The organism is Kushneria konosiri (assembly GCF_002155145.1).
GTDB lineage: Bacteria > Pseudomonadota > Gammaproteobacteria > Pseudomonadales > Halomonadaceae > Kushneria > Kushneria konosiri.
Genome location: NZ_CP021323.1, coordinates 147,228 through 159,373, shown reverse-complemented (window position 1 = coordinate 159,373; position 12,146 = coordinate 147,228). Strand labels below are relative to the sequence as shown.

Sequence of the window (12,146 nt, the reverse complement as noted above, 5' to 3'; positions counted from 1 at the left end):
TGGCGTCACTATCGCAGGGGTCGTAGGTTGACAGCGATCGTGCGATCTTTCGTAGCTACCCCTATACCTTTACAGCAGCAGCATGATGCTGTCGAAAATCATTTTCATCTAAGTAAATCACTTATTAATCTTTTCAGGAATATGACACCGCATGAAGCCTTCCAGCACTGAACACTCATCGGAGACGGCTCATGAGGAGCTTGCCTTTCTTGCCACCTGTCCGCGCAGCATGGAAGTCCTGCTGGCCGAGGAGCTGACAGCACTGGGTGCCACCATCGCGCGTACCAGTGTCTCAAGCGTTCATGGTAGTGCGACACGTGACGTGCTCTATCGTCTGTGCCTGTGGTCGCGTCTGGCCAATCGCATCATTCTGGTGGTCGGACGCTTCGAGGAAATCGAGGATGGCCCGGCACTGGTGACGGCGTCCAACAGTATCGAATGGGAGCGCTTCATCGCTCCCGGCGCCAGTCTGCGTGTCGATTTTCATGGCGAAAGCGCCCAGATCCGTCATACCCGCTTCGGGGCGCAGTGCGTCAAGGATGGCGTGGTAGATCGTTTTCAGGATCATGGCCGGGTTCGACCGGATATCGATCCCAAAGGGGCAGACTTGCGCCTTTACGCGCATCTGCATCGGGGCCGGCTGGTGCTTGGCATCGATCTTTCCGGGGACAGCCTGCACCTTCGCGGTTACCGACTGGATGGTGCCAGCGCCCCGCTCAAGGAAAATCTGGCGGCCGCGCTGCTGGTTCGTGCTGACTGGCCCGCACGCGCGGCTCGAGGCGAGAGCCTTTTTGATCCGATGTGTGGCTCGGGAACACTTTTGATCGAGGCTGCCCTCATGGCCTGTGACATTGCGCCCAACCTGGCTCGGCCGCGCTTTGGCTTTCACGGCTGGGCGGGTCACGACGAAACGCTATGGCAGGAGATTCACGGTGAGGCCGCGCACCGTGCGCGGGTCGGTCGGCGCGAATGTCGGCTTGCCCTGTACGGCCGCGATCATAACCTGCGCGCGGTAGAATCGGCCCGGGCCAACGCCGGTCGTGCCGGGGTGGAGTCGCTGATTCACATCGAGCACGGTGATGCGCTCGCAAGGCCCCCGTCGATGACGCCCGGGCTGGTCATTACCAATCCGCCCTATGGTGAGCGCCTGGGCGAGCTGCCGGCGCTGATCAGTCTGTATCAGGGCCTGGGTGCGCTGCTGCGCGAGCATTTTACCGGCTGGTCGGTGGCTCTTCTGACCGGCGATCCAAAGCTCGGCCACCGGCTGGGCATGAAGGCCCATCGTCAGTACGCCTTCAAAAACGGCAGTCTGGATACCCGGCTTTTGCTCATTGACGTGCATGAGCGCGTGCGTTCGGAAGGGCACGAGCCGACGCAGGATGCCATCAAGGGCGATGAAGACGCCGGTGCCGTGACCCATTCAGCCGGCGCGCAGATGTTTGCCAACCGCCTCAGGAAAAACCGGAAGCGTCTGTCGAAATGGCTCAAGCGTTCGGGAGTTGAGTGCTACCGACTGTATGACGCAGACATGCCCGAGTACGCGCTGGCCATCGATATCTACGGGGGCTGGGTTCATGTACAGGAATACGCGGCACCGCGTTCGATTGATGCCAATCAGGCCGAGCGGCGTTTGCTCGAAGCAATCGGCGTGCTGCCGGAGGTACTGGAGATTCCGGCGGATTACATCTTCCTGAAGCGCCGTGAGCGGCAGGCGGGGCGCGCTCAGTATGAACGTCGTGACAGTTCCGGCCAGCGTTTTCAGGTCGGCGAGGGCAATGCCAAACTCTGGGTGAATCTGCGTGACTACCTTGATACCGGGCTCTTTCTGGATCACCGGCCGGTGCGACGCTGGCTGCATGATCACTCGGCCGGCAAGCGGGTGCTCAACCTGTTCTGCTACACCGCTACGGCCAGCGTGCAGGCAGCGCTGGGCGGGGCCGCCGAGAGTCTGAGCATTGATATGTCCAACACCTATCTGGGCTGGGCCGAGGACAACTTCAGACTCAACCGGCTCGACATGTCACGTCATCAATTGCGGCGTGAGGATTGCATGGCCTGGCTTGAAAGAAACGGACCGCAGTTTGATCTCATCTTCATGGACCCGCCGACGTTTTCCAACTCGAAGAAGATGGACAACGTGCTCGATATTCAGCGTGATCATGTTCACATGATCGAGCGTGCCATGGCGCATCTGGCGCCGGAAGGCACACTGCTGTTCTCCAATAATCTGCGTCGTTTCAAAATGGATGACGCCGTCGGTGAACGATTCGAGGTCAAGGCGCTGTCAAAACAGATGCTGGACCCGGACTTCGAGCGTCGCCCGGACATTCATCATGTCTATCAGATTCGCCATCGCAGCGCCTAGCGGGCATCCAGCAGCGAGAGCTGGCGTACGGCGTCCCGGGCTTCAGGGGCGTCATCGCTGGTTTCCAGTACCTTTGAAAAGCCTCGCAGGCACTGGATGTGGTCCACGTCGCTGACCCAGGTCATGGCCTGGGTGTAGTCTTCAGCCAGGGCGTGCTGAATGCCGCCATAGGCGGTGCCGATCTGTCCCCAGGCGCGGACAAAGATCCAGTCACCGAACATGTCCTGATGGACGTGCACGAGCACATAGTCATGTTCGCTCTCCCAGCGGATGATCACGGCAGCGCTCCTGTGTAGTATTGAAGGCGAAGAATATGAGGACAGTGCTGGCGTTGACGCCGACAGGTCGCCGATTGTAACGGTCGTGGGCGTTTCGACAAAGCAAGAGCACACCGCCAGGCGGACAAGGTTCGGTGTGCCATCCATTCACGGCTTTGCAGGTATCGATTGAACCATGCGTATTGTGGCAGATGAGAACATCCCGCTGGCCGAGGCCTTTTTCGCAGATCACGGCGAACTGGTTCGGCTGCCCGGGCGCGAAATGAGCCGCGAGCAGGTGCGGGATGCCGACATCCTGCTGGTGCGTTCGGTGACGCGCGTCAATGCCGAGCTGCTTGAAGGATCGCGCGTGAAATTTGTAGGAACGGCGACCATCGGACGTGACCACGTCGATGAGACATGGTTGTCGCAGCAGGGCATCGGTTTTGCCAGTGCGCCCGGGTGTAACGCTGATTCAGTGGGCGACTACGTCATCTCTGCGTTACTGCTGTTTGGTGAACAGGACGGCATGGCCCTGACCGATCGAGTCGTTGGCGTTGTGGGCGCCGGTAACGTCGGGGGGCGGCTGGTCGAGCGGCTGCGTGCGCTGGGCATTCGCTGTCTGGTCTGTGATCCGCCACGTGCAGAGCAGGAGGGTAGTGAAGGTTTCACAAGCCTTGAGGCCCTGATCGAAAAGGCCGATGTCGTCTCCGTGCATACACCGCTGATTCGTGAGGGCGATCACCCCACGCATCATCTTCTCACCGAGGCGCATATCGAGGCACTGCGCACCGATCAGATTCTGATCAGTGCCGGACGAGGCGACTGCGTTGATGAGCAGGCACTGAAGGCGCGTCTTGAGCGCGACCCTGATCTGCGCGTGGTGCTTGATGTTTGGGAAAACGAGCCTGACATTGATGAAGCCCTGTATCGTCTGGCCGCCATTGCCACCCCCCACATTGCCGGCTATAGCTTGGATGGCAAGCTGCGCGGGACCGAGATGCTGTATCAGGCCATGAGCCGTCATTTCGGTCTGCCAGTGCGCAAGCAACTGGGACAGCTCAAGCCGGAAAACTGGCTGCGCCGAATGGCCATCTCGCGTCGGGCGCCGCCGCAGGAGGCGCTGCTGCTGTGCACGCGCACCTGCTACGACGTGCGCCGCGATACCCTGCTGTTTGAGCGCTATCGACGCCAGTATGGCATGGCAAAGGGGTTTGACCTGATGCGCCGCGAATATCCGGTGCGACGTGAGTTTTCAACGCTGCGTGTCGAGCTCAAGCACAGCGCCGGCGCCGTACGGGAAGTGCTTGAAAGTGCCGGCTTCGCCATTCGATCGCCACGCAAATAGCGTTCAACCGACGCCATCGCACCGCCCATGGCATGCCTGCCATCAGATCATGTCTCCCGGCCCTGCCCGGCGCTGTCCGAAAGGACGCCCGGGCAGTCCTGTCTATGCATATCGATGCAATAACCAGATACCCAGCGCACTGACGCCAAGGCCGAGAGCGGCAAACATCGTGAAAGTGGCGTTATAGCCCTGAGACCCGACCAGCCAGCCGGCCAGCGGTGACCCCATGATCTGTCCTATCGAGGTGGCCAGCAGTGGCGGAACAGGGCCAAGTGAGGGGGTGTCCAGCATGATTTCCGTGCCCCTGACGAGATAAAAGCCGGTCAGGGTCATGTAGCCGGCGCCGAACAGGGTCGCCGAGAGCAGGGCCAGTGGAAAATTGCTCGTATCCAGCGCCAGCAGGGCCAATGCCGTGGCGATGACCACAAGTCCGCCGGCATGCGTGGCAACCGCTCCGAAGCGTGTGATCAGATCACCAACACTCCCACCGGCCAGCCCGCCAATACCAACCGCCAGCCACATCCAGGCCGCCTGACTGGATGCCATGCCACCACCGGTCATGACCGCATCAGGGGCAAACACCCAGTAAGCCGCACTGGTAATACCTGTCAGAGCCGCCAGTCCACTCAGGCGGGCCATGCTGAACCATTGCTCGCGCGCCACTGACGATAGCGCCGCTCGTCGCTGCGGTTGCTCAACATCGCGTTGTTCCGCGGGGAGATAGTACAGAGCGCTCATGGCGCCCAGTGCCGCCAGCACAGCAAAACCGATGTAGGCGCTGCGCCAGGCTTCTGCCCAGATCAAAACGGCCGGCATGGCAAAGGCGATGCCGACGCTGGTGCCCGCATTGGTAATGGCATTGACCCTTCCGCGCAGGCTATCAGGCACGATTCGATAGACCGCTTCGGCCATGACCGGCGATGAGATACCGGTGCTGAGGCCACAGATCAGTACGCCGCCGGCCAGTATCGGTGATGAGGGCGCCAGCGCAATCATGATCAACCCGATCATGGCCAGGGTTATTGCGGCTACTGCCGTTTGACGCACGCCCAGAAAGCGCGTGATGGCCGGTGCGGCAATAATGGCGATGACGAAGCTCAAAAACGGCAGCGCGCCGATGATGCCGGCCATGGTAGGCCGAATGGTCATTTCATCGCGCATGGCCGGCAGGAAAAGACCGAAGACAAAGCGTGCCAGACCGTACGTGATGGCGATGACGCCGCTGCCGAGAATCGCCATGCCGACCGAGGTCAGGGGTCTCATGATGGATTCCTCATGGCGGCGCCAATCACCATGTCAATCATGGCCCGCGTATCGCTCAGTGCCGTTTCCACGCCCAGCACGGCCACCGTGTTGTTACTGCCTTCCAGTATCGTAAACAGTTGTCGAGCCAGGGAGGAGGCATGTGCCATTCCATCACGGTGCACGGCCGATTCGATGCGCCTCAGGAGGTCCAGTTTGGCCTGCAACGCCATCGCGTGAATGGTGGCGCTGTGCTCGGCAAACTCTCCCATCGCCTTGAGCATGATGCAGCCATGCTGGCTAAAGGTTTCCAGCCAGTGACCATGCGCCTCGGTCAGCGCCCTGGTGGCATGGCCGGCAGGGGCCCTGGCAACGGCAGCATCGAGGCTATCAATGAAACGTTGATGGCGCGCTTCCAGCACCGCAAGGATCAGGGCTTCCTTGGAGCTGAAATGATTGTAGAGCGTCATTCGGACCACACCCGCTGCCGATACGATGCGATCGATGCCGGTGGCGTGAAACCCCTGTTCATGAAAGAGCTGTTCGGCGGTGGTCATCAAATGATCACGTTTGGAAGCGGGCATCGCGGCATCTCCTGAATAGACCGATCTATATAGATGCGGAATTCAACCCATGTCAAAGGACGCCTTCAGGGTATCGACCAAAGAGATGGAAAGGTTAAGGGCAAGGAGATTATCGGTCGGCCGGCGGACGCCAAAAGAGCAGGAGACAACCACAAAAAAGGCCCGCCGGATGGCGGGCCCTTTTGTATCAGCTACAACGTGTGAGTCATGGCGTTATTGCTGATAAGCGGCCTTTTTCAGGGCAGCAATGCGATCATCCAGCGGCGGATGACTGGCGAAGAGCCTTTCCATGAGCTTGCGGGTCTGGCCGGTGGTGATGGCAAAGGCCGTCAGCGAATCCGGCATCTGATCGGGCATGTTCTGCTGGGCCTTGAGGCGTGCCAGTGCATTGATCATGGCGCCGCTGCCGGCAAGCCTTGCACCGGCCTCATCCGCACGATATTCGCGGTAGCGTGAGAACCAGGCAACGATGATGGAGGCGATCAGACCAAACACGATTTCCAGCACCATGACCACGGCGAAATAGCCCATGAACCCCAGGCCGCCGCCTTCATCGTCACGGCGCAGAAAGCTGTCGAGCACTTGAGCGACGATCCGGGCAAAGAACATCACGAAGGTGTTCAAGACCCCCTGAATCAATGACAGGGTGACCATGTCGCCGTTGGCCACGTGGCCGATCTCATGACCCAGAACGGCGCGAACCTCTTCAGGACGCATCTGGTTGAGAAGGCCGGCCGAAACGCAGACCAGTGCATCGTTCTTGTTCCAGCCGGTCGCAAAGGCGTTGGCCTGCTGGGCCGGAAAGATCCCTACCTCGGGCATCTTGATGCCCGCATCGCGGGAAAGCTCCGCTACGGTGTCATAAAGCCACTGTTCGTTGGCATTGCCTGGGCGGTCAATGATCTGGGCCCGGGTGCTCATCTTGGCCATCTTCTTGGACAGCAGCAGCGAGACCAGCGAACCGACCATGCCAAAGACAAAGCAGAAAATCAGCAGCGACGTCAGGTTGAGTCCGCTGCCGGCAAGATAATTTTCCACGCCGAGAAGGCGCAGCGTAATGCTTGCCACCAGCACTACTGCCAGGTTGGTGGCAAGAAAGAGGACAATCCTCATCATGACCGGTGGTCTCCATTGGGATAATGCGTCAGTCGGTAGCGCGTCCATCGGGACCGCGTGGGTCTCCGGCGACAGACTTTAGATAAGTGCTGGCGCCGGGAGTTTCAATCACACCTTAAGGATCGTTTAGGTGATCAGGCCTGACGGCGACGGGCCAGAAACCGTCCCAGTCGTTCAATGGCGTCTTCAAGCTGTTCGGCCCAGGGCAGGGTCACAATGCGCAGGTGATCGGGGGTCGGCCAGTTAAACGCCGTGCCCTGTACCAGCAGCATCTTCTCTTCGAGCAGCAGATCCAGTACCAGCTGCTGGTCATCCCTGATGTCATACATGGCCGGGTCAAGACGCGGGAACATATAAAGTGCGCCGCGTGGTTTTACGCAGCTGACGCCTGGAATCTCGTTGAGTTTTTCCCAGGCCGCGTCACGCTGGGCCAGCAGGCGGCCGCCAGGCAGGATCAGGTCGTTGATCGACTGATAGCCGCCCAGTGCTGTCTGAATGGCGTGCTGTGCCGGCACGTTGGCGCACAGTCGCATCGAGGCGAGCATATCCAGGCCCTGAATATAGTCCCGGGCGTGGCGCTTTTCGCCGGAGACGATCATCCATCCAGAGCGGAACCCGGCGCAGCGATAGCTCTTGGACAGCCCGTTCAAGGTGATGATCAAAAGATCATCTGCCAGTGACGCGGTCGGCACATGAACGGCGCCGTCATAGAGAATCTTGTCGTAGATCTCGTCAGAGAACACGATCAGACCGTGCTCACGGGCAACCTGCAGCACGTTTTCGATGACCTGTCTGGAGTAGACGGCGCCGGTCGGATTATTGGGATTGATCAGAACGATCGCTTTCGTACGGGCGGTGACCTTCTGGCGGATATCCTCGATGTCCGGCTGCCAGCCCTGTTCCTCGTCGCAGAGGTAGTGCACGGCCTGACCGCTGGCAAGATTGACGGCCGCTGTCCAGAGCGGATAGTCGGGCGCCGGCACCAGCACTTCATCGCTGTCATCGAGCAGCGCCTGCATGGCCATCACGATCAGTTCGGAGACGCCGTTGCCGACATAGATATCCTCAATGCTCACGCCTTCCACACGGTTGCGCTGGCACTCCTGCATGATGGCCTTGCGGGCCGAATAAAGGCCCTTTGAGTCACAGTAGCCCTGCGCGGTGGGCAGGTTGCGCATGACATCCTGCAGGATCTCCTCGGGCGCCTCGAAGCCAAAGGGCGCCGGATTGCCGATATTGAGCTTCAGGATGCGATGCCCCTCATCCTCGAGCCGTTTGGCATGCTCAAGTACCGGACCGCGAATGTCATAGGAGACGTGGTCGAGCTTGTGAGATTTTCTGATCGGCGTGGTCATGCTGCTCAATGGGTCCGCTGAAATGAAAGGGGGCAGTCAACGGCAGGGCAAATGCTGTCCGGTGGATCTGCCATAACCAAAAAATGACAGACATCCTGGGATGGCTGTCATTTCAGCATACCGCGCCGTCTGCCCGTCATGCCATCGCTGTCTCACTGCATTGGAATCACTGCCCGGGCGGCGTGTCGTCGGTCGATGCATCATCAAGAAAGGTTTCGCCGCGATTGAAGCGCTCGCGCTCGGCGCGCATGGCTTCAAGACCTGCCTCATCGGGAATGTCGGCCGGCGTTTCCAGCGACATGGGGCCCAGCTTGCCGCCTCGCAGATCCATCAGCAGCACCTCGGCACCCCGGTGCATGTCCACCTCACCACCGGCGCGCAGGCCGCCGCGACGAGTGGCAATCTCTCGCACGATGGACTCGCCGGTATCGCCGAGAGTGGCCAGCTTGTAGCGGGATCTGAGCGCCTCGGGGTAACGTTCGGCCAGCGACAGGGCGGTTACCGAGGCAACATCGACGTACTCCAGTGCCGTGTCACGAATGGCGCCGCTGGCGGCCAGTCGATAGGCGCTGTTTTGATCCTCGATGCGCGGCCAGAGCACGCCGGGGGTGTCGGTCAGGGCAATGCGCTGGCCGATGCGGATTTTCTGCTGACGCTTGGTGACGGCCGGCTCATTGCCCGTCTTGGCAATTTTCTTGCCGGCCAGCGTGTTGATCAGCGTGGATTTGCCCACGTTGGGAATGCCCATCACCATCACACGCACGTCGCGATCTTCACGAATGTGGCCGGCCAGCTCATGGCAGAGCCTGTAAAGCGGTTTGAGCTGACGCGTTTCGGTGGTGACCACCGCCATGGCGCGCACATCGGACTGAGCATCAAAGTGCTCGATCCACTGCCGGGTAATGGCGGGGTCGGCCAGATCGGCACGCGACAGCAGCTTCAATGACGGCTTGTGACGAATCAGATCGGCCAGCATGGGGTTGGCGCTGGAGTAGGGCAGGCGTGCATCCAGCACTTCAATGACCACATCAATTTCGGGCAGGGCTTCGCTGATCTGGCGCCTGGCCTTGTTCATATGCCCCGGGAACCAGCCCAGCATATCTCTCTCCTGTTGTGATGTGATTTGGCGGGTACGCTGCGCGCGCCGCGATAATGGCCGCGCAGTGTACCCTTTAAGACGTCGATGCCGAAGCACTCTACACGGCAGGCAGGAGGCTATTCGCCCTGATGGAAGGTCATGGCGACCGAGTTGATACAGTAGCGAAGCCCGGTGGTGTCACGCGGGCCGTCCGGAAAGACGTGACCCAGATGGGCGTCGCAGCGGCGACAGGTCACTTCGATGCGACGCATGCCGTGGCTCTCGTCGACGTGTTCTTCAAGTGCGGCATCGGCCAGCGGGCGATCAAAGCTCGGCCAGCCGCAGTGCGACTCGAACTTGTGCTCATTTTCAAACAGCGGCGCGTTGCAGCAGATGCAGTGATAGATGCCCTGTACGGGCTCGACCTGATAGTCCCCGGTATAGGGGCGCTCGGTGCCGGCCTGACGCGTGACGCGATACTGCTCATCGGTGAGCTGTTCGCGCCATTCGCGGTCGCTTTTTTCTACCTTGTCCATGACGTCCTCCTCGGTCCCTGTTCATGCCCGTCCGTCATGCCAGCCAGACGGCTGTCCGGACAGGCCTGCATCCTAACAGGATAGAACGCTGTACGTCTGTGTGCGGCCATGTCGTGATACAGGCTTGCCTGTTTCATTTCGGACCGGCTGGCAGCAAGCGATCTACAGGCTCGCCGCGCCGCCATCGCTTCGTGGGTCATGTGCGCTTTCGATCAGCCCATCGGGATGGTGCACGATGGCACCGACATGTCCCATGGTGTCAGTGAAGGTCTCGGACAGGACTTCTACATCGTGGCCGGCTTTTTCGAGCTCAGTCACCAGTGGCGTGTAGACGCGCGACTCGAGTTTCAGGTTGGTGCTGTTTTCACCCCAGGTGCGACCCAGCAACCAGCGCGGCGCCGCAATGGCCTGCTGAAGGGGCATGCCGTGCATGGCGTAGCGCGAGAAGATGGCCGCCTGCGTCTGCGGTTGGCCTTCGCCTCCCATGGTGCCATAGACCATGGAGCGTCCGTCCCGAAAGCGCGCCAGTGCCGGGTTAAGGGTATGAAACGGCTTGCGACCGGGCGCCAGAGCGCGCAGGTCATCTGGGTCGAGAGAGAAGCTGACGCCGCGGTTCTGCCACAGCACGCCGCTTTCCGGCAGGACCACGCCGCTGCCGAACTCCCAGTAAAGGCTCTGGATAAAGCTGACCGAGCGACCTTCGCTGCCGACCGTACCCATCCAGATGGTGTCGCCGGGTTCGGGCCTATACGGCCAGGCTATGGCCTTTCGGGAGTCGATCATGGCGGCTTCACGGTCCAGACGTTCCGGAGTCAAAAGCGTCTGGAGATCGGTGGTCATGCGCCCGGGATCGGTGATGTATTGATCGCGCAGCATAAAGGCGCGCTTGGTGGCCTCGACCAGGCCGTGCAGATGGGCAAACCCTTCGCCGCTGTCGATGTTGAGCCGCTCGTAGAGGCCCAAAATCATCAAGGACGCCATGCCCTGGGTGGGGGCGGGCAGGTTATAAAGCGTGGCGTCACCGAGTTCGACCTCCAGAGGCGTGACGATCTGTGCCTGATAGTCATGAAAGTCCTGCAGGCGAAGCGGGCTGCCCAGCGCTTCGAGATCGTCTGCCATGCTGCGGGCCAGCTCGCCGCGATAGAAGTCATCAAGCCCTGCCTCGGCGAGGCGTCGCAGCGTGGATGCCAGTCGTGGCTGACGCAGGCGCTGACCTTCACGGGGAATCTTCCCATCCATCAGAAAGGCGTCGCTGAAGCCGGGACTCTGTGACAGGCGATCGAAATGCTTGCGCGCCAGCGCTTCCTGACTTCTGGAGACAGCTATGCCCTGTTCGGCGTAGCGAATCGCATCCCCCAGGAGGGTGCCCAGCGGCAGCGGTGTGCCCCAGGCTGCACCAATATCGAGCGCCTTTTGCCAGCCGCTGACGGTGCCGGCCATGGTCAGGGCGGCCTTCGGGCCGCGCTCGGGAATGCTCGATTCTCCCGCATAGAAGTCGGTGCTGGCCAGTCCGGCTGCCCCGCCACAGGCATCGATGGCGACCGGCGCCTTGCCGGGTTCGCTGATCAGCCAGAAGCCATCACCACCCAGCGCATTCATGTGCGGATAGCTCACGGCGATGGCCGAGGCAGCCGCGACCATGGCCTCGATGGCGTTGCCGCCCTGCTTGAGGATGTCGCGCCCGGCGCTGGCCGCAAGATGATGTGGGGCAACGCAGCTGCCGCCACCGTAGCTTCGCTGGGTGTTGAAAGCGGCGTCGGGATGAAAGTCTGTCGTCGCCGGGTCCTTTCGATCATTGTGGGGCTGAGCGCCGGCCATGTGAGGAAAGCCCAGCGTCAGTCCGGCGGTGGTAGAGACGGCGGTAGCACCTGGAAAACTGCGACGTGTCAGTGGCATCGAACACCTTTAATCCGTAGGGATAGGCATCGCTGGATGCAAGAAACGCGCCAGATATCAGGCGGGTAGGGTGCTGGCGGTTGAGCGGCTCGATTTTTTCTGTTGCGCCGTTTGATTCGAAAATCGACATCGCAGGTGTTGACACCCAAGAAAGCTATGGGTAATATGCGCGCCACTCGGTGAGGCGAACCGGATACGTCCCATTCGTCTAGTGGTCCAGGACACCGCCCTTTCACGGCGGTAACAGGGGTTCGAACCCCCTATGGGACGCCACTCGCTTCATTGATGACCGGTGCGGGAATAGCTCAGTGGTAGAGCATCGCCTTGCCAAGGCGAGGGTCGGGAGTTCGAATCTCCTTTCCCGCTCCA

General features: G+C 60.6%; 10 protein-coding genes and 2 tRNA genes. 4 read left to right on the top strand and 8 right to left on the bottom strand.

Annotated elements, in window-relative coordinates:
* Positions 1 to 151 precede the first annotated feature (151 nt).
* Positions 152 to 2,365: a bifunctional 23S rRNA (guanine(2069)-N(7))-methyltransferase RlmK/23S rRNA (guanine(2445)-N(2))-methyltransferase RlmL gene (rlmKL, locus tag B9G99_RS00845; protein WP_086620321.1), complete on the top strand. Its 2,214-nt coding sequence runs from the start codon at positions 152 to 154 to the stop codon at positions 2,363 to 2,365.
* Here the strand turns inward: rlmKL and B9G99_RS00840 are convergent.
* Positions 2,362 to 2,643 carry a hypothetical protein gene (locus B9G99_RS00840; RefSeq protein WP_086620320.1) on the bottom strand — a complete coding sequence of 94 codons (282 nt, stop codon included), beginning with the start codon at positions 2,641 to 2,643 and terminating at the stop codon, positions 2,362 to 2,364. The genes rlmKL and B9G99_RS00840 overlap by 4 nt on opposite strands.
* A 175-nt stretch (positions 2,644 to 2,818) precedes the next feature.
* Here B9G99_RS00840 and pdxB point away from each other — a divergent pair, with 175 nt between their 5' ends.
* Entirely contained in the window at positions 2,819 to 3,970 is a 1,152-nt protein-coding gene (gene pdxB, locus B9G99_RS00835) for a 4-phosphoerythronate dehydrogenase PdxB (RefSeq protein ID WP_086620319.1), read from the top strand.
* A gap of 102 nt (positions 3,971 to 4,072) precedes the next feature.
* On the opposite strand, the gene B9G99_RS00830 is transcribed toward pdxB, so the two are convergent.
* From B9G99_RS00830 to B9G99_RS00800, 7 genes are all read right to left on the bottom strand, one after another.
* On the bottom strand, positions 4,073 to 5,233 hold the full coding sequence (locus B9G99_RS00830; RefSeq protein ID WP_086620318.1) for an MFS transporter: 1,161 nt from the start codon (positions 5,231 to 5,233) through the stop codon (positions 4,073 to 4,075).
* On the bottom strand, positions 5,230 to 5,796 hold the full coding sequence (locus tag B9G99_RS00825) for a TetR/AcrR family transcriptional regulator (protein ID WP_086620317.1): 567 nt from the start codon (positions 5,794 to 5,796) through the stop codon (positions 5,230 to 5,232). Before B9G99_RS00825 ends, B9G99_RS00830 begins: the two co-directional genes overlap by 4 nt.
* Before the next feature lie 213 nt (positions 5,797 to 6,009).
* Positions 6,010 to 6,912, bottom strand: coding sequence for a protease HtpX (gene htpX, locus B9G99_RS00820; protein WP_086620316.1), 903 nt, complete (start codon positions 6,910 to 6,912; stop codon positions 6,010 to 6,012).
* A gap of 134 nt (positions 6,913 to 7,046) precedes the next feature.
* Positions 7,047 to 8,267: a pyridoxal phosphate-dependent aminotransferase gene (locus B9G99_RS00815; protein ID WP_086620315.1), complete on the bottom strand. Its 1,221-nt coding sequence runs from the start codon at positions 8,265 to 8,267 to the stop codon at positions 7,047 to 7,049.
* A gap of 166 nt (positions 8,268 to 8,433) precedes the next feature.
* Positions 8,434 to 9,366, bottom strand: a complete 933-nt coding sequence (ylqF, locus tag B9G99_RS00810) for a ribosome biogenesis GTPase YlqF (RefSeq protein WP_086620314.1) — start codon at positions 9,364 to 9,366, stop codon at positions 8,434 to 8,436.
* A gap of 116 nt (positions 9,367 to 9,482) precedes the next feature.
* A complete protein-coding gene (gene msrB, locus B9G99_RS00805) occupies positions 9,483 to 9,881 on the bottom strand; it encodes a peptide-methionine (R)-S-oxide reductase MsrB (protein ID WP_086620313.1) in 399 nt (132 codons plus the stop codon).
* Between the two features lie 162 nt (positions 9,882 to 10,043).
* Positions 10,044 to 11,777 carry a gamma-glutamyltransferase family protein gene (locus B9G99_RS00800; RefSeq protein ID WP_227875862.1) on the bottom strand — a complete coding sequence of 578 codons (1,734 nt, stop codon included), beginning with the start codon at positions 11,775 to 11,777 and terminating at the stop codon, positions 10,044 to 10,046.
* A 197-nt stretch (positions 11,778 to 11,974) separates the two neighbouring features.
* Here B9G99_RS00800 and B9G99_RS00795 point away from each other — a divergent pair.
* Positions 11,975 to 12,050, top strand: a tRNA-Glu gene (locus B9G99_RS00795).
* A 21-nt stretch (positions 12,051 to 12,071) separates the two neighbouring features.
* Positions 12,072 to 12,146 (top strand) — tRNA-Gly (locus B9G99_RS00790).